The organism is Roseateles albus (assembly GCF_028595345.1).
GTDB lineage: Bacteria > Pseudomonadota > Gammaproteobacteria > Burkholderiales > Burkholderiaceae_C > Paucibacter_A > Paucibacter_A albus.
Genome location: NZ_JAQQXT010000005.1, coordinates 288,930 through 305,459 on the forward strand (window position 1 = coordinate 288,930; position 16,530 = coordinate 305,459).

Consider the following 16,530-nt stretch of genomic DNA (forward strand, 5'->3'; position numbering starts at 1 on the left):
CTATTTTCTGTACACATGCTCGAAGTCAACGCTGCCATTGGGCGCCATCACGAAGCCCTGCACATCCTTGCGCATCGGGATGTAGACGGTCGAGTGCGCCATCGTGATCCAGGGCCGCTCGCGTTTAAAGATCTCCTGCGCTTGCTCGTACAGGGCGACGCGCTTTTGTGGGTCGGTGCTTGCGCGGGCCGCGTCGATCAGGCGCTCGAACTCGGGGTTGCAGAATTTGATGCCGGTCTTGTTGGCCGCGCAGCTCAAATTGGGCGTTAAGAACTCATCCGCGTCACCGGTCTCGCCGGCCCAGCCACTCATATAGACGCTGTGTTCGCCGTTGTTGGCCCGCTTCAGGTACTCGCCCCACTCAAAGGTCTTGATATGGGCCTTGACGCCGATCTTGGCCCAGTCTTGCTGGATCAGCTGCGCCATCAACTGCCCATTCGGGTTGGTGGGTCTGGCCACCGGCAGCGCCCAGAGGTCCAGCTCCAGGCCGTCGGCAAAGCCGGCCTTGGCCAGCAAGGCCTTGGCGCGGGCGGGGTTGTATTCGTTCTTCAAGGCCTTGTTGAAGCCGGCAATCGCGGGCGGAAAAGCGCTGACCGCCTGCATGGCATCACCGCGCGGGAACAGCGCTTTGAAGATCGAATCCCGGTCAATGGCGATGTCCAGCGCCTCGCGCACGTCGCGCCTGTCGGTCGGTGCCTTGCGTAAATTGAAAGCCAGGTAGGAGATGTTCAGCGCCTGCGTTTTCATCACGGTGATGTCTTTGCGGCCGTCCATCGCGCTGAGGTCAAGGTCGCGCACCGCCGCGGTGATGTGGCATTCACCGGCCAGCAGCTTTTGCACCCGCACATTGGGTTCGCGGCTGATGCTGAAGATCAGCTTTTCGGTCTGCTGCTGGGGGCCCCAGGTGTCTGGGTTGGCTTGCATGCGCAGCACATGGTCCTTGGCATAGGACTTGAAGCGGTAGGGGCCGGTCCCTATCGGTTGGGTGTTGATCTGGCTGGCCCGGCCCAGGCTGAGCAACTGGGCGGCATATTCGGCCGAGTGAATGCCGGCCCAGGCCATCGCGAAGTTGGCAGCAAAAGTGACGTTGGGCGCCTTCAAGCGAAAGCGCACCGTGTGATCGTCAATGCGGTCTATGCCCTCCAGCAGCTTGGCCAGGCCGAGGTTCTGCGGGTAGACAAAGGTGGCAGGGAAGGCTTTGTTGAAGGGGTGTTGCGGGTCGATGAAACGCTCAAAAGTGAACATCACATCATCGGCATTGAATTCGCGCGTGGGCGTGAAGTAGGGTGTTTGGTGGAACTTCACGCCTTGCCTGAGGGTGAAGGTGAAGCTCTTGGCGTCGGGCGAGATGGTCCAGGCGCTGGCCAGCTGCGGCTGCAACTCGGTGCCGCCGCGCTTGAAGCCCAGCAGGCCTTGGAACATCTGGCCGGTGGCCGTGTTGGTGCTGGCGCTGTCCCACATGCCGGGGTCAAAACCCTCGGGGCTGGCGTCGGCGCAATACACCAGCGGTTTGGCCAAAGCCGGCAGGCCGATCATCAAGGCCGCCGCGAAGCCAAGCAGGACTCGCAAGACGGTGAAGCGCTGAAGATTCATAGGGGGCAAGCCAAGCAGGCAAGGAAGAGGGCAATCCAAGGCATTGTTGAGAGCGCAAGGCCATCACCACAAGTGAATAGAAGGCCGCTATCTATAAGTTTTGATTATGGGGCAGGGGGCTCAGACGCTGCCGACGACGTGACAGGCCACTTGCCGGCCGTCAAGCGGGCGCAACTGTGGCGCCTCTTGTTGGCACCGCGCTTGCGCCAAGGGGCAGCGTTGGTGGAAGGCGCAGCCGGGCGGCGGCTTGAGCGGGCTGGGCAGCTCGCCTTGGAGCTGAATTCGCATGCGCCGGTCGGCCGCGCGCAGGGCCGGCGTGGCGCTCATCAGCGCTTGCGTATAGGGGTGCAATGGCCGCGCGAACAAGGTCTTTTTGGGGCCGACCTCGACCGCGCGGCCGAGGTACATCACCATCACGTCATCGGCCACATGCTCGACCACGCTGAGGTTGTGGGAGATGAAGACATAAGCGGTCTTGAACTCGGCCTGCAGATCCAGAAAGAGGTTGAGGATTTGCGCCTGTATCGACACATCGAGGGCAGACACCGGTTCGTCCGCGACCACCACCTTGGGGTTCAGCATCATCGCCCGGGCGATGGCAATGCGCTGGCGCTGGCCGCCGGAGAACATATGCGGATAACGCTGTAAATGCTCGGCTCGCAGGCCCACCTTGGCGACCAGCGCCTCGATGCGTTCACGCCGCTCGGCCGGGCTCAGCAAGGTGTTGAGGCTGAGTGGCTCATCCAGCGTGGCGCCAATGCTGGCGCGCGGGTTGAGCGAGGCAAAAGGGTTTTGAAACACCATCTGCACCTGCTGGCGCAGCGCCTTCAAGGCTGGCTTGTCGGCGCCAGCCACATCCACGCCGCTCAGTTGCAAACTGCCCGAGCTGGGGGCTTCGATCAGCGTCAGCTGGCGCGCCAGCGTTGATTTGCCGCAGCCTGACTCGCCCACCACCGCCAGCGTGCGCTGCGGCCATAGCTGGAAGGAGACACCGTCGAGCGCCTTCACCGTTGTTTTCGGTTTCAGCCAGCCCTGCGCGACCTTGTAGTGGCGGCTCAAGCCTTGCGCATGGACCAAGGGCGTGGCATCAGACATGCTCTGAGTTCCTTGTCAGCGGGAAAAAGCAGCGCACTCCGGTCAGCAGCGCAGGGCGCTCGCTCTGGCAGCGCGGCTGCACCTGGCCGCAGCGCGGAGCAAGCAAGCAGCCGACCGGCCGGTCCAGCGCGCCCGGCACAATGCCTGGCAAGGCCGCAAGCCGCTGGGCGCCACGGTTATGTTCTGGAATCGCGGCCAGCAAGGCCGCCGTGTAAGGGTGTTTGGGCGCCTCGAAGATCGCCGGTGCTGCGCCGGTTTCAATCACCTGCCCGGCATACATCACCGCGACCTGGTTGCTGCCGGCGCGGGCACTTTCGGCCGCTTCTGCCATCTCGGCCACCACGGCCAGATCATGCGTGATCAAGAGCAGGCCCATGCCCTGCTCGGCCTGCAAGCGCAAGAGCAGCGCCATGATCTGGGCTTGAATGGTGACGTCCAGCGCGGTGGTTGGCTCGTCGGCAATCAAGAGCTTGGGTCCACAGGCGATCGCCATTGCGATCATCACGCGCTGATTCATGCCGCCCGAGAGCTGATGCGGGTAAGCCTCGGCGCGCCGCGCGGCATCAGGGATCTCCACCAGCTCCAGCAACTCGATCACCCGGCGCTTTAGGGCCGCGCCGCGCAAGCCCAGATGCACGCGCAAGACTTCGCCGATCTGGAAGCCCACGCTATAGCTCGGGTTCAAGCTGCTCAAGGCATCTTGAAACACACAGGCGATCTCGCGCCCGATGATTTTGCGGCGCTCGGCCGCGCTCATCCGCAGCATGTCCCTGCCTTGGAATTCAAGCGCATCCGCCGTCACCCGGCCGGGCGCATCGATCAAGCCCATCAAGGCCAGCATGGTGACCGACTTGCCCGAACCGGATTCACCCACAATGGCCAGCAAGTCGCCGGCGTCAAGACGCAGGTCCACGCCGTCGACGGCCGGGAAAGCGCCGAACTGCACGCGCAGGTTTTTGATTGTCAGCAGCGCGGCCATCAGTGCAAGACCTTCAGCTTGGGGTCAAGCGCGTCGCGCAGGCCGTCGCCCATCAAATTGATCGCCAGTACGGTGATCAGAATGCTCAAACCCGGCAAGGTCACAACCCAAGGCGCGCGCAGCATATAGTCGCGCGCCGCCGACAGCATGCCGCCCCACTCGGGCAGTGGCGCCTGCACGCCCAGGCCCAAGAAGCCCAGGCCGGCGGTTTCCAGAATGGCCGAAGAAAAGCTCAGCGTAGCGTTCACGATCAGTGGCGCCATGCAGTTAGGCAGTACGGTGATGAACATCAGGCGCAGCATGCTGGCACCGGCCATGCGACTGGCGGTGACATAGTCGCGGCCAATCTCGGCCAGCGCGCTGGCGCGGGTCAGGCGGGTATAGCCGGGCAGCGCGCCGATGGCAATCGCGATCACGGTGTTGATCAGGCCAGGCCCCAGCACCGTGATCACACAGATCGCCAGCAGCAGGCCCGGCAGGGCCATCATGATGTCCATCACGCGCATGATGAGGGGCGACAGCCAGCGCGGCTGAAAGGCGGCCAGCAGCCCCAGGCTGACGCCGGGCAGCATAGACAGCAGCACCGAGGCCAGTGCGATCCCCAGCGAAATGCGCCCGCCATGCAGCAAGCGCGAGAGCATGTCGCGGCCCAGCTCATCGGTGCCGAGCAAAAAGCGCGTGCTGCCGGATGAGGCCCACACCGGCGGGGTCAGCATATGGTCGCGGAACTGCTCGGTCGGGCTGTACGGAGCCAGCCAAGGCGCCAGCACGGCGGCCGTAGCGATCAGCGCGAACACCACCAAGGCGAACAAGGCGCCGCGATTGGCGGCAAAGCCGCTGCAGAACTCGCGCCAGGGAGTGGGCATAGGCAGGGCGGGCGTTTGCGGCTGCGCCTGCTGCTGCACTTGCTCCTGCGCCTGATGCTGCTTGAGGAGGGCCTGGTTCATCAATGCGAGGCGCGGATGCGCGGGTTGAGTACGCCGTAGAGCAGATCGACGCCGAGGTTGACGAGGATGAAGCTCAGCGCAGAAATCAAGATGCCGGCTTGCACGACGGGATAGTCGCGCCTAGCAATCGAGTCGATCAGCCATTTGCCTATGCCGGGCCAGGAAAAGATCGTCTCGGTCAGCACCGCACCGGCCAGCAGGCTGCCGGCCTGCATGCCGATGACGGTCAGCACCGGGATCAAGGCATTGCGCAGCGCGTGGACGAAGATGACGCGCGCCGGTGACAGGCCCTTGGCGCGGGCAGCGCGGATGTAGTCCTCGCGCAGCACCTCCAGCATCGAGGAGCGCGTCATGCGCGCCACCACTGCCATGGTGCTGGTACCCAGCACCAGCGCCGGCAGCAGCAGATGCAAGCAGGCCGAACGAAAGGCGCCGGCTTCCTCCGAGACCCAGGCGTCGAACAACATGAAGCCGCTGATGGGCGCCACCTCGAACTCGATGCCGATGCGCCCGGAGATCGGCGTCCAGCTCATTTGCACCGAGAAGAACATGATCAGAATCAGCCCCCACCAGAACACCGGCATCGAGTAGCCCACCGTCGCCACGCCCATCACGCCCTGGTCCAGCCAGGAGCCCCGTTTGAGCCCGGCCAGCACGCCCAGCAGCAGGCCCAGCAGCACGGCCATCAGTAGCGCGGCCACCGCCAACTCCACGGTGGCCGGGAACAGCGTGGCGAACTCCTTGGCCACAGACTCGCGGCTGACCAGCGATTGCCCCAGATCGCCCTGCGCCAGCTTGCTGACGTAATCCCAATACTGAGCGGGCAGTGATTGGTCCAGCCCCATTTGCTTGACCAGCGCGGCGTGGGCCTCGGGCTCAAGGCTGCGTTCGCCCATCATTACCTCGATCGGGTCGCCTGGGATCAGCCGGATCAAGCCGAAAGAAACCAGCGTGATGCCGAGCAGCGTAGGCAGCAGAGCGGCCAGTCGTTTGAGTATGAAGGCGAACATGGTGCTGAAGCGTCTACCAGCGCGGGGTGTAGGGCTTGGCGCCTTGAGTCGGCGTGTTCAGCAACATGCCGTTCGGGCTGAGCATCACCTCCAGCAGCGCTGCGGTTTCGGCGTCGGGCGTACCGCTGTAATCGCTAGCGCGGTATTTCATCTGAAAAGTCGAGATCACATCCTTGGTCGCTTGATCAAATTCGCCGGTAAGCGCCAGCTTGTAGCCAACGCGGGCGAGCTTGTCTTGGAACCAAGCCGCGCCCGGTGGCAGGCTTTCGAACAGCGCGATCTTGTCTTTCACCTGCGCCAGATCCGGCCACGGGATGATGCCTTCGTCGGCCAGGCGCTTCCACGGGAACTTCGGGCCGGGGTCTTGCTTGCGGCCAGGGGCGATATCGGCGTGGCCGATGATGCGCTCGGGGCGGATCTGGTGGCGCGCCACGATGTCCCTGACCAGCCGAATCACTTCCTGCACCTGCTGCTCGGGGAAGTCTGCATAAACCCGACCGGCGGGTGTGTCCACATAGCCGGCGTTGACGATTTCGATGCCGATGGAGGAGGAATTCAGCTGGGTGTGGCCGGCCCAGAAGCTGGGGCCTGCGTGCCAGGCGCGGCGGTTCTCGTCGACCAGCAAATAGCTGCGCGCGGGCTCATCGCGCACCAGGTAATGGCTGCTGACCTGGCCGCCTTTCGTCAGCACGCGCAGTGATTTCTCCCAGTCCAGCACGGTGTAGTGCAGGACCAGAAAGAGTGCCCGGCTGTCTTGGTTGTCCGAGTTGTAGCTGCGGTCGATGTGGGGGCCGCCGGGCGTGGTGGCACAGGCGCTGAGCAGCAGGGCCAGTGTGAGGGCCAGCAGGGACTTTGAGTGCAGGGTTTTTGGCATGGCTTGGAGGCAGAGTTTCATATGGCCGCAAGGGCGGCGGCCAGCGCCGCCTGTCTTTGCGGCTGCAATTGTTGCAGCTGAATGTCGGCCGCCGCTCCCAGCGCCTTATTCAGATGCTGGCGCAGGCTGTGTTCGATCAGCGGGCTAAGCGTCAACGCGCGCCCTGCCAGCACGATAGGGCGCGGGCCGAAGCGGTGCACCATCGCCTCAGCCAAGCGCGCCAACTCTTGGCCGGCGCGGCGAAGCAGCGCAGCTGCACGCGGGTCCTCCTGCGCGCTGGCGGCAACGGCCATGGCCAGTTGGCCAAGCTGGCCGCGTGAGCCTTTGTAGACATAGGCACGGGTGCTGGTCCAGTCGCTGCTGCCCATGGCCGCAAACAAGGCACGCGCCATCGCCGACTCGGCCATGGCGCTGCCCGGTGCGGCGTCTTCCATGCGCCAGACCTGGGCGAGTGCTTGGGCGGCGATCCAGCCGCCGCTGCCTTCGTCACCGAGCAGCAGGCCGCGTCCACCGGCCCGGTGCAGCCGATCGTCCGAGTCGACAAAGGCGGCCACCGAACCAGTGCCGGCATAAATCAAATAGCCGCCGGCCTTGGCGCTGAAGGCGGCGTGCCAGGCTAGCCGGATGTCGCTGCGGCAATGGATCGCTTGCGGTGTCATCGCCAAGCTCTGGGCCAACAAGCATTTCATCTCGGCGATGCCTTGCAGATCGCTGTCCGGCAAACCGGTGATGCCGGCGTGGATGGCGCCTATTGGGCCGTAGGGTTGAAGCGCCGCCGCCAGCGCAGCCAAGGTGCGGGCCAACTCGGCACGGCCGCCCTCGTCCGCCATTTGCAAGCCGCTCAGGCCGGCTACCTGGCCTTGCGCCAACACCTCGCCGGCACGGGCCAGCGCCCAGCGGGTCTGCGTGCCGCCAGCATCAATGCCCAGCCCCAAACTTGTTGGCGGGGCTGTTTTTGACAACTGGTCAGGGGCGACATTCATGGCCGTCAGCCTAGGGCTGGCGATCAAAGCAAGCAAATGTCAATGCGGGCGACGGGCATAACTTTTCAGAATGGGCCGGCGTTTCAGTGCCTTGCCGGGTGGGGGTGGGGCCGGGTGCAGCACTACACCTAGATCTTGATAAAGCAGCGCCGCGCCCAGAGCGCCCAAGCCATCAGCCAGAGCGCCGCCGTGAAGGCTAGCGCATAGAGCAGCGAGGCGTTCTCGGGGCGCATTTCGAGCGCCAATATAGGGGCGTAGAGCCAAGCCTTCAGCGTTTGAGCCTTGCTGAGCTGCCAGTGTCCCAGTAGCTTGGCCAGCAGGCCCGACAGGGTAAAGATGAACAAGGCGTTCATGCCCAGCATCAGCAACGGGCTGGCGCCTCGACTCAAGCACCTGCGCCAACGAGCGCTGGGCATGGCGTCCAGCAGCCAGTAGAAAACCACGAAGATGAGCAAGGCCCATCCCGTCATCGCGACTGCGTAAGACGGCGTCCATAGGCTCTTGTTGATCGGCATCAGCCAGACGTTCAGCAATTCGCCCAAGCCAAGGCAGGCAAGACCCGCCACCATCAAGCCTTGCGACTTTTCACTCGGCTCGCGCTTGCTCAATAGCCATTGGCCAGTCAAGGCGCCGGCCAACAATCCTGCCAGCGCGGGCAGCGTCGACAGCAAGCCCTCGGGGTCCCAGGTCTTGCTGTGCTGCCACAAGTGCCCGTCCAGCAGCGCGCGGTCAAGCCAGGCGCCGACGTCTTCGCCCGGCAATAGCGAACCGCGGTGCCAGACGCCCTGCGCGTCCGGCACCGGCACGTAAAGCTGTATCAGGCTATAGCCGACCAGCAGGCCGACGGCCCACCACAGCTGGGCCCGCCAGCTGCACCACAAGACGATGGGAGCCGCCAGCAAGGTGCACAAGCCCAAACGCTGCAAAACGCCGGGAATGCGCAGTTCACTCAAACTGAAGCTCGGGATGAAGTTGAGCAGCAGGCCCAGGGCGATGATGAGCAGCGAGCGACGCGCGGTTTGCCACAGCAAGAGCAGTTTTTCGTCGCCGAGCTCGATGCGTCGAGTCAGGCTGATGGTCATCGAGATACCGCAGATGAACACGAAAAAAGGGAAGACCCAGTCGGTGAAGGTCCAGCCGTGCCATTTGGCGTGGGCCAAAGAGGGGTAGAGATGCGCCCAGTCACCGGGGTTGTTGACCAGCAGCATGGCGGCGATGGTGAAGCCTCTGAAGGCGTCCAGCGAGAGCAGGCGTTGCTTCATGGCGCCCCTGCTTGCTCACGCCGGGGTTTTTGCATATTCAATCAATCAAGCCAGCGAGCTGGCCTTGCCCTCTGCGAGCGCCTGCCTGACGTTGCCGTCGGCCTGTTCCAGCGCGATTCGCGCTTGCTCGACAGGCAGCTGCAGCCGCAGCGCGACGACGGCCAGCTTCACATGATTGCCGCAGGCCTCAAGCATGGCCCGCGCGCTGGCCTCATCGGCCGCGCCGGCCTGCATCGTCATGGCCAACGCACGCCGCACAAGTTTGGCGTTACTGGCCTTGAGGTCCACCATCAGATTGCCGTAGACCTTGTTCAGCTTGACCATCAAGGCGCTGGAGAACGTATTCAGCGCCATCTTTTGCGCGCTGCCGGCTTTCAGCCGCGTGCTGCCCGAAATGACCTCCGGGCCGGTGTCCAGGGTGATGCCGATGTCGGCTTGCTCGGCCACCGGTGCGTGCGGATTGTTGGCAAAACCCAGGGTCAAGGCGCCGGCGAGGCGGGCCTCGCGCAGCGCGCCCAGCACATAGGGCGTGGCGCCCGAGGCTGCCAGCAGCAAAACTACGTCATTGGCCGTGGGCTGCAGTGCGCGCAGGTCCAGCGCGCCTTGGGGCTCATCATCTTCAGCGCCCTCGACCGCCACAAACATGGCCGAGGGGCCGCCCGCCAATAAAGCCAGGGCGCGCTGATGGGGCCAGGAAAAAGTCGGGTGCAACTCGACGCTGTCCAGCACGCCCAGGCGCCCGGATGTGCCGGCGCCGACATAAATCAAGCGGCCGCCGGCCTGTATGCGCGGCAAGGCCTCGGCGACGGCGCGCGCCAGTTGAGGTGCGGCCAACCGCACCGCATTGACGGCGTCGGTCTGATCCTCGATGAAGCAGGAAATCAGCTCAGGCAGCGCGTACTTATCCAACTCTGGATGCGAGCTGCTGGGAGATTCGGTCTTGAGCATGAGGTGGCCCCGGAGTCTCGTGACACTCTAAGGGCCAAGCTGCATTTGTGCCAATCACGAGGGGCGTGTTGGCCATAACGGCAGGTAATTGTGTCGCTGAGCGGACTTTAGCCCGCGAAGCGTCCCCGCAAGTAAGCAATGATGGCGCCGGATTCGCCCAGCCACTGCACCGAGCCATCGGCTTCGGTGATCTTCAAGCAGGGCACCTTGGTGGCACCCGAACCCTGCATCAGCGTGGCTTTATTGCCTTCGTCGTGCTGAGCGTCCAATTGAGCGATAGGCAAAGCCAGCGCGTGGATCTCTTGCCGAACCTTGATGCAGAAGGGGCAGGTCTTGAACTGATACAAGGCCAGGCTGGCGCATTGCTGATCGACCTTGGCTTGTGCCTCGGCGCTGCGCTGCATGGGTGCCGGGCGGGCCAAGCGCTCTTTCAGCAGCATGAAGGGGCCAAGCACGATGCGCAAGGTTCTGAAGAAGAGGCGGATCAGTGGTTTCATGAAGGAGGGCCGAAATAGGAAAAGCGAGCGGCTATGAAAAAACCCCCAACACCTTTGACGATGCTGGGGGTTTAGTTTGGCTCCTCGACCTGGGCTCGAACCAGGGACCTACGGATTAACAGTTGAAGCCGTAGGCCTTCGAGGCGGTTTGCCGCCATCTAAAAGTTAAGTGTATCAAACACTTAGTCGCGCTCATCCGAATTCACGCGAACATGACCGCAGCTCTCCGAATGCTCTGCGCTATCAAATGCGCTATCAATTGGGACCTACGGACAAGGTGCCAATACGGCAACGCCCTTAACCAGAGGTTGACGTGCGCGCAGTTGGAGGTTGAGCTACGCCGCTGCCCGTTTCTGTGTGCTCGCTGTCGCGAGCAAGTTGTGCTGTGCCGCAGCTGCGACCGCGGCTGCTTCTATTGCAGCCAGGCATGCTCGAGGGCGACCCGCATAGAGTGCCAACGTGACGCCGGGCGGCGTTATCAGTGCAGCATTGCCGGGCAAGCCCTGTCGATTGGTCGGCGTCACCTATCAAATCAGCTTGTTTTATCGTCATTGGCGATATTGTTAATTTACCGCCGGCAGCGATTTTTTGCATTTATCGCTAATAACGATATGATCTGAAAATCGGCATTGGCGATGCAAATGTTTCGCCGCCTCTACTTATGAATCAACTCCTCTCCGTCCCCAGCCAAGTAGGCCTCGTTCTTCGGGCCGTGCGTAAAAGCGCCAAACTGACCCAGAAACAGCTCGCCGCAAAACTTGGCCTGAGCCAAAACCGCTTGTCCGAGTTGGAGACCGACCCCGGCTCCATGCGGGTAGATCAGCTCCTTGCCGTACTGTCCGCGCTGGGACTTGAATTGCAGGTACAGACTCGCGGCGGCCCGCCCGCTGCCGGCAGCGAGGACGGCGAGGGCCCAGCGACCGTTAACAAGGTGGAGTGGTAAGCATGGGACGCGCTACGAGCGCTCGTGCCCTCTCCGTCTGGGCCAACGGCGAGCGGGTGGGCACCTGGACCATCCCTGCCCGCGGCGACATGGAGTTCGTCTACGACCCGGACTGGATTACCTCAGAGGCAGGTCGGCCGCTGTCGCTGTCCATGCCCTTCACGGGCGTCCAGGCCTTGCGCGGTGCCCCGGTCCACAATTATTTCGAGAACCTGCTGCCCGACAGCGAGCCCATCCGAAAGCGCTTGGCTACCCGGTTCAAGACCGACACCTTGGAGGCGTTTGACCTGCTCGAGGCCATCGGGCGTGATTGCGTGGGCGCCATCCAGCTGCTCCGCGCTGACGAGTCGCCGGTCAACTTCGCAAGCATTGAGGGCACGTCGCTCAACGAGAGTGAGGTGGAGGAGCTGCTGTTGCTGGCTGCCGGCTCAGGCGCGCACCCGGGCGTGGAAGATGACGACAACTTCCGAATCTCGCTTGCTGGCGCCCAAGAGAAGACGGCGCTCTTGTGGCATGACGGCCAATGGAAGCGTCCTCACGGCTCCACCCCTACCTCGCACATCCTGAAGCTACCCATCGGACTTGTGGGTGCGCGCAAGGCCGACTTCGGCACATCGGTGGAAAACGAGTGGCTTTGCATGGAGCTGATGCGCGAGCTCGGGCTGCCGACGGCAAAGACCCAGATTCTCCAGTTCGGGAGCCAGAAAGTTCTCTCCGTAGAGCGATTCGACCGACAGATGCACTCCTCAGGCACTTGGCTGCTGCGCCTACCCCAGGAGGATTTCTGCCAAGTCGGTGGCACTGCGCCCCATCGCAAGTACGAAGCCGATGGCGGGCCCGGCATCGCGGACATCGCCCGTGTTCTCGTAGGTTCCGTGAACGCGCAAACCGACCTCAAGAATTTTCTAAAGACGCAGCTGCTTTTCTGGATGATGGCCGCCCCCGATGGTCACGCCAAGAACTTCAGCCTGCGCATCATGCCGCGCGGCCGCTACGCGCTCACGCCGCTCTACGACGTGATGTCCATCTGGCCTGTTGAAGGAAGCGGTGCAAGCCAGTTCTCCTGGCACAAGGCTAAGCTCGCCATGGCGCTGCATAGCAAGAATCGGCACTACAACTTCAAGGACATCCAGCGTCGCCACTTCAACGCGACGGCTGCAAAGTTCTTCCAGCGCGAAAGTGCGGAGGATGTCATCGAAGAGGTGCTGGAGGACCTCGAGCGAACCATCGCAGCCGTAACTGCCCGACTGCCTGCTGGCTACCCGGAGAAGGTCGCGACATCCGTCTTCGCGGGCCTGCGGCACACGGCCAAACTTCTTGCCAACTCGGCACCCTGAGTCATGGCCCGGTCGAGCGAATTTGTGGTTTCATGAAAGAGGGCCGTAATAGGAAAAGCGATCGGCTATGAAAAAACCCCCAACACCTTGGAAGATGCTGGGGGTTTAGTTTGGCTCCTCGACCTGGGCTCGAACCAGGGACCTACGGATTAACAGTCCGGCGCTCTACCGACTGAGCTATCGAGGAATTATTCGGTGTCAGCAGGCTTGACTCAAAAGAGTAGGCCTACATAAATGGGAAAAGCCGCTTGACCTTGCGATCAAGCGGCTTTTTCGTTTTCTGTGGCTCCTCGACCTGGGCTCGAACCAGGGACCTACGGATTAACAGTCCGGCGCTCTACCGACTGAGCTATCGAGGAACAGAGCCTCAGATTATAGACCAGTTTTCTAGAGCTTTACAAGTGGTATTCCAAACTGGCGCGGAAAGTTCTTGGTGCCAGCGGGTAGAGGTAAACATGGCCGAACTGGAACGGCGACTCTTTCCAGGCCCGCTTGTCGATCAAATTGTCGACGCCGACTCGCCACACCAGCAACTGCCGGCCCATCAATGCCTGCTCGAAGCGGGCGCCGGCGTCTAGGCGGGTCCAGCCAGGGATGCTGACGCTGTTGTCCGCCAGCACCGCGCGTGGGCCTTCATAGACGAGCCCGGCCTGCAGTTGCAGGCCACTCAAGGCGGCGACATCTTGGCGCGCTTGCAGGCGCAGGCTGCGCTCGGCCACGTTTTCGGGCCGCAGGCCGTTGAGGCTCGCGTCGGCGCTGTCTTCGCGGCGCGCTTTGAGCTGCATCGCGCTGGCCAGCAGGCCACCGCCGGCCCATTTCAGGTCGGCCTGCGCTTCCAGGCCTTGATGGCGAGCGATGCCGTCGGCGCGGCGCACGCAGCTGCCCGGCTTGCTATCCGAGCATTCGCCCAGATCGGCCCATTTAGGGCGGCTGGTGTTGAACCAGTTGAGCGACCAATCGACGGTGTTGGAGCCGGCTTTCAGGCCGATTTCGATCTGGCGGCTTGTCAAGGCAGGCAGGGCGCGGCCGGCAGCGTCGCCATAGCGCTTGCGGTTCGGGGTGACCTCGCTCTCGACGCCTTCGCCCCAGCTGGTATAGGCCATCAGTTGGCTGTTGATCGCATAGCTCAGGCCCAGCCAGGGCGTGGTGATGTTTTGCGTGTAGCCGGTGGCGCGCGAGCCATCGGTGCGCACGCTGTCGCGCTCCAGCCGCGTATGGCGTAGGCCGGCCCAGGCTTGCCAGTCGGCGCTGAGCTGGACGGCGTCGCGCAGATAGAACTCGCTGCTGCGCTCGTCGCGGTTGGTGTTCTCGTCCGTCAGGCTGGGGTCGGCGACGGTGATGGCCTTGCCGTCAATGGTGCCGGTGCCGGCCCAGTTATAGGCCTGCTTTTGAAAGCGGCTGTTGAAGCGGCTGAGCAAGACGCCGGTGCTGACTTGGTGGGTGATGCTGCCCGTTGCCAATTTGCCGGCCAAAGACAGATCCAGAGCCTCGCTATTGCGGCGCTCGTTCTCGCTGCGGAAGTCGTACATGTCGAAGCTGCCGTCGGGGCAGTAGCGATCGGCGTAGTAGTTGCCGTCCGCTGCGGTGCAGCCATAGGCATAGGCCAGCCTGTCATCGGTCTTCAGGCGCTGCACGCCCAGGTGCGCCTGCGCGCGCCAGTCGGCATTGAGCTTTTGCGTCACACGCAAGGAGGCGTGGCTGTTGTCAAACACCACCGGCTGCGTCCAGCTTTGGTTGTTCAGGTTGATGCGAGGGTCGAAGTCTTTGGCGCTGGGCAGCTTGTCGCCCAGCATGCTCATGCCGGGCTGGCTGGGCTGGCTCTGCTTGTTCAGCTCGAACTCGGCCTCGACCAGGGTGTCAGCGCTCAGGCGCCAGTCGCCTGCCATGGCCAGCAAATGGCTGCGGCCCTCGGCGTCGCGCAATTGCGGCTTGAGCTCGGCGGCGGCTGCGTTGACTCGCAGGCCGAAGGCTTGGCCCTCGCCAAAGCGCTGGCTCCAGTCCAAGCTAGCCTCGGTCGTGCCGCGCTCGCTGATCGCGAAACCCAGAACGGTCATGGGCTGAGCTGTCGGCCGCTTGACGATCATATTGACCAGACCGCCGGGCGAGCTGGTGCCGGCCTGGATGCCGCTGCTGCCCTTGAGAATTTCGACGCTGGCCTTGTTGCCTAGCGGCAGCACGGTTTCTGCGTTGATCGGCAGGCCGTCACGGCGGTAGTTAAAACGGTTGTCGAGGTCGAAGCCGCGAATCTTCAGGTAGGACACATAGCCTGCCGCGTTATAGGCGTCGCCGACGCTGGCGTCCAGCGCGGTCAGTCCGGATAAAGCGTTAATGCCAGCGTCCAGCAGGCGCTCGTTGCTGATCAGGCTGAGCTGCAGCGGCAGCTTGGCGACCGGAATTTCACCGAAGCCGCCGACTTGCGAGGGTGTGTCGGCAGCGCGACCGGTAACAGATACCGTGGGCAGGCTTTGCGCCAGTGCGGCAGTGCCGCAGATCAGGCCGGCCGCAGCGGCCAGCAAGGACTTCTTGGAAATTGGATTTGTTGTTGTCATCGGAACAGCAGGCGATGACAGGGCGGCAAACGACGGGGCTCTCACGTCATGAGAAAAGGGAGAGAAGGACGTGGACCGTGATGCTTGCTTCCCTGCGCGAGGATTACCTCAATCAGGTTCAAAGGGTTATCTCAGCCGACCCAAAATTAAATGAATCAGCACCCCTAGCGAAGGCAGCGACCTTGATCGCTGCTTGGGGCTCATTGTATCGGCCCATCAAAAAGGCCCGCATTTCGCGGGCCAATCAAGAAGAAAACTAAGTTCTCGGGCTTGCGCAAAGCCGTTCCAGCTGGGCGCATCGCCGAAGACAGTAGCAGCGCTACGGCAAGGCGGTGCAACGACGCCGGGCCGGCTTTTCGCGAGCCCCTTCCACCTCAGTCGAAGACTGGCGATTCCACGCCCAGCACCTTGTGCAGCTTCGGGCTGGTGGTCGTGTACTGCAGATGAATGCGCTTGTCCGGGCTGATGTAAGGCATGGCGCCGAAGGCGGCCAAAGCGCATTCATGGAAGCCCGACAGGATCAGCTTCTTCTTGCCCGGATAAGTGTTCACGTCGCCCACGGCAAAGATGCCCGGCACGCTGGTCTGGAACTTCTCTGTGTCCACGACGATCTGCTTGCGCTCCAGCGCCAGGCCCCATTCGGCGATCGGGCCCAGCTTAGGGCTCAGGCCGAAGAACACCAGCAGCTGCTCGCAAGGCATCACGCGGGTGACGCCGTCGCCGCCGGTGACCTTGATGTCGGTCAGAACGCCGTCCGCTTCGACGATGTCCGTCACCTGGCCGACCACGAATTGCATCTCGTAGGCGTCGCAGAGTTCGCGCATCTTGGCGACCGAGGCGGGCGCCGCCTTGAAGCCGTCGCGGCGGTGCAAGAGGATCACGCTCTCGGCCTTGTTGGCGCTGCCGTCGGCATTGCCGGCGCAGAAGTTCAGCGCCCAGTCGAGCGCGGAATCACCGCCACCGACGATTACCAGGTTCTTGCCGGCGAACTGCGCCGGGTTGCGAACGCGGTAATGCAGCTGGTTGCCTTCGTACTTGTCGATGCCGTCGACCTTCAGCGTACGCGGCTGGAACGAGCCCACACCGCCAGCGATGAAGATGGTCTTGGTCAGGAACTGCGTGCCCTTGGAGGTCTCGACGAAGAAGCGGCCGTCTTCTTGCTTCAAGACGGTGGTGACTTCCTGGCCCAAATGGAAGGTCGCGCCAAAGGGCTCGATCTGCTTGAGCAGGTTGTCGGTCAGCTCCTTGCCGGTGCAGATGGGCACGGCCGGGATGTCATAGATCGGCTTGTCCGGATACAGCTCGATGCACTGGCCGCCGGGGTAGGCGAGCGAGTCAATGATGTGGGCTTTGACTTCGAGCAATCCGAGCTCGAAAACCTGGAACAGTCCGACTGGACCGGCGCCGACGATGACGGCATCGGTCTGAATCGCGTCGGGTCCGGGCGTTGGGTTTGCGTCGGCCGTCGTGGCAATCTCTGCGTTCAATTGAGCATCCATTTTTTCTTGGGGCC

Annotated in this window: 14 protein-coding genes, 2 tRNA genes and 1 riboswitch; of the genes, 2 read left to right on the plus strand and 14 right to left on the minus strand. The window is 63.0% G+C overall.

Annotated features, from left to right (window positions below; translation table 11 throughout):
* The 10 genes from PRZ03_RS10695 to PRZ03_RS10740 form a co-directional block, all read right to left on the minus strand.
* Window positions 1-1,593 carry an ABC transporter substrate-binding protein gene (locus tag PRZ03_RS10695; RefSeq protein ID WP_273600284.1) on the minus strand — a complete coding sequence of 531 codons (1,593 nt, stop codon included), beginning with the start codon at window positions 1,591-1,593 and terminating at the stop codon, window positions 1-3.
* A 120-nt stretch (window positions 1,594-1,713) separates the two neighbouring features.
* The gene (locus PRZ03_RS10700; protein WP_273600285.1) at window positions 1,714-2,688 is read right to left on the minus strand and encodes a peptide ABC transporter ATP-binding protein; all 975 of its coding nucleotides are present in this window, start codon (window positions 2,686-2,688) and stop codon (window positions 1,714-1,716) included.
* The gene (locus PRZ03_RS10705) at window positions 2,681-3,667 is read right to left on the minus strand and encodes an ABC transporter ATP-binding protein (protein ID WP_273600286.1); all 987 of its coding nucleotides are present in this window, start codon (window positions 3,665-3,667) and stop codon (window positions 2,681-2,683) included. Before PRZ03_RS10705 ends, PRZ03_RS10700 begins: the two co-directional genes overlap by 8 nt.
* Window positions 3,667-4,533 carry an ABC transporter permease subunit gene (locus PRZ03_RS10710; RefSeq protein WP_273600333.1) on the minus strand — a complete coding sequence of 289 codons (867 nt, stop codon included), beginning with the start codon at window positions 4,531-4,533 and terminating at the stop codon, window positions 3,667-3,669. Before PRZ03_RS10710 ends, PRZ03_RS10705 begins: the two co-directional genes overlap by 1 nt.
* Before the next feature lie 80 nt (window positions 4,534-4,613).
* Window positions 4,614-5,624 (minus strand): ABC transporter permease subunit, encoded by a 1,011-nt coding sequence (locus PRZ03_RS10715; RefSeq protein WP_273600287.1) that lies wholly within the window; start codon window positions 5,622-5,624, stop codon window positions 4,614-4,616.
* Between the two features lie 13 nt (window positions 5,625-5,637).
* Window positions 5,638-6,498 (minus strand): N-acetylmuramoyl-L-alanine amidase, encoded by an 861-nt coding sequence (locus PRZ03_RS10720; protein WP_273600288.1) that lies wholly within the window; start codon window positions 6,496-6,498, stop codon window positions 5,638-5,640.
* Window positions 6,499-6,515: 17 nt separating this feature from the next.
* Window positions 6,516-7,481: an N-acetylglucosamine kinase gene (locus PRZ03_RS10725; RefSeq protein WP_273600289.1), complete on the minus strand. Its 966-nt coding sequence runs from the start codon at window positions 7,479-7,481 to the stop codon at window positions 6,516-6,518.
* Window positions 7,482-7,609: 128 nt separating this feature from the next.
* The gene (locus PRZ03_RS10730; RefSeq protein ID WP_273600290.1) at window positions 7,610-8,743 is read right to left on the minus strand and encodes an acyltransferase family protein; all 1,134 of its coding nucleotides are present in this window, start codon (window positions 8,741-8,743) and stop codon (window positions 7,610-7,612) included.
* A 45-nt stretch (window positions 8,744-8,788) separates the two neighbouring features.
* Complete coding sequence (locus PRZ03_RS10735; protein ID WP_273600291.1) at window positions 8,789-9,691, minus strand: N-acetylmuramic acid 6-phosphate etherase; 903 nt, start codon at window positions 9,689-9,691, stop codon at window positions 8,789-8,791.
* Between the two features lie 107 nt (window positions 9,692-9,798).
* On the minus strand, window positions 9,799-10,188 hold the full coding sequence (locus tag PRZ03_RS10740; protein ID WP_273600292.1) for a glutaredoxin family protein: 390 nt from the start codon (window positions 10,186-10,188) through the stop codon (window positions 9,799-9,801).
* A gap of 661 nt (window positions 10,189-10,849) precedes the next feature.
* On the opposite strand from PRZ03_RS10740, the gene PRZ03_RS10745 reads away from it, so the two are divergent.
* Window positions 10,850-11,131, plus strand: a complete 282-nt coding sequence (locus PRZ03_RS10745) for a helix-turn-helix domain-containing protein (protein WP_273600293.1) — start codon at window positions 10,850-10,852, stop codon at window positions 11,129-11,131.
* 2 nt (window positions 11,132-11,133) lie between these two features.
* A complete protein-coding gene (locus PRZ03_RS10750; protein ID WP_273600294.1) occupies window positions 11,134-12,468 on the plus strand; it encodes a type II toxin-antitoxin system HipA family toxin in 1,335 nt (444 codons plus the stop codon).
* A gap of 111 nt (window positions 12,469-12,579) precedes the next feature.
* Here the strand turns inward: PRZ03_RS10750 and PRZ03_RS10755 are convergent.
* From PRZ03_RS10755 to PRZ03_RS10770, 4 genes are all read right to left on the minus strand, one after another.
* A tRNA-Asn gene (locus tag PRZ03_RS10755) sits at window positions 12,580-12,655 on the minus strand.
* Window positions 12,656-12,751: 96 nt separating this feature from the next.
* Window positions 12,752-12,827 (minus strand) — tRNA-Asn (locus tag PRZ03_RS10760).
* Between the two features lie 36 nt (window positions 12,828-12,863).
* Window positions 12,864-15,017, minus strand: a complete 2,154-nt coding sequence (locus PRZ03_RS10765) for a TonB-dependent siderophore receptor (RefSeq protein ID WP_273600295.1) — start codon at window positions 15,015-15,017, stop codon at window positions 12,864-12,866.
* A gap of 72 nt (window positions 15,018-15,089) precedes the next feature.
* Window positions 15,090-15,193, minus strand: a riboswitch (TPP riboswitch).
* Window positions 15,194-15,391: 198 nt separating this feature from the next.
* The gene (locus tag PRZ03_RS10770; protein ID WP_263559511.1) at window positions 15,392-16,516 is read right to left on the minus strand and encodes an NAD(P)/FAD-dependent oxidoreductase; all 1,125 of its coding nucleotides are present in this window, start codon (window positions 16,514-16,516) and stop codon (window positions 15,392-15,394) included.
* Window positions 16,517-16,530 lie beyond the last annotated feature (14 nt).

Excerpts from the sequence above, each read along its gene's own strand:
- PRZ03_RS10765 (WP_273600295.1), bottom strand. The coding sequence starts at position 15,017 with ATGACAACAACAAATCCAATTTCCAAGAAGTCCTTGCTGGCCGCTGCG.
- PRZ03_RS10695 (WP_273600284.1), bottom strand. The coding sequence starts at position 1,593 with ATGAATCTTCAGCGCTTCACCGTCTTGCGAGTCCTGCTTGGCTTCGCG.
- PRZ03_RS10725 (WP_273600289.1), bottom strand. The coding sequence starts at position 7,481 with ATGAATGTCGCCCCTGACCAGTTGTCAAAAACAGCCCCGCCAACAAGT.
- PRZ03_RS10740 (WP_273600292.1), bottom strand. The coding sequence starts at position 10,188 with ATGAAACCACTGATCCGCCTCTTCTTCAGAACCTTGCGCATCGTGCTT.
- PRZ03_RS10710 (WP_273600333.1), bottom strand. The coding sequence starts at position 4,533 with ATGCCCACTCCCTGGCGCGAGTTCTGCAGCGGCTTTGCCGCCAATCGC.
- PRZ03_RS10720 (WP_273600288.1), bottom strand. The coding sequence starts at position 6,498 with ATGCCAAAAACCCTGCACTCAAAGTCCCTGCTGGCCCTCACACTGGCC.
- PRZ03_RS10745 (WP_273600293.1), top strand. The coding sequence starts at position 10,850 with ATGAATCAACTCCTCTCCGTCCCCAGCCAAGTAGGCCTCGTTCTTCGG.
- PRZ03_RS10715 (WP_273600287.1), bottom strand. The coding sequence starts at position 5,624 with ATGTTCGCCTTCATACTCAAACGACTGGCCGCTCTGCTGCCTACGCTG.
- PRZ03_RS10770 (WP_263559511.1), bottom strand. The coding sequence starts at position 16,516 with ATGGATGCTCAATTGAACGCAGAGATTGCCACGACGGCCGACGCAAAC.
- PRZ03_RS10735 (WP_273600291.1), bottom strand. The coding sequence starts at position 9,691 with ATGCTCAAGACCGAATCTCCCAGCAGCTCGCATCCAGAGTTGGATAAG.
- PRZ03_RS10705 (WP_273600286.1), bottom strand. The coding sequence starts at position 3,667 with ATGGCCGCGCTGCTGACAATCAAAAACCTGCGCGTGCAGTTCGGCGCT.
- PRZ03_RS10700 (WP_273600285.1), bottom strand. The coding sequence starts at position 2,688 with ATGTCTGATGCCACGCCCTTGGTCCATGCGCAAGGCTTGAGCCGCCAC.
- PRZ03_RS10750 (WP_273600294.1), top strand. The coding sequence starts at position 11,134 with ATGGGACGCGCTACGAGCGCTCGTGCCCTCTCCGTCTGGGCCAACGGC.
- PRZ03_RS10730 (WP_273600290.1), bottom strand. The coding sequence starts at position 8,743 with ATGAAGCAACGCCTGCTCTCGCTGGACGCCTTCAGAGGCTTCACCATC.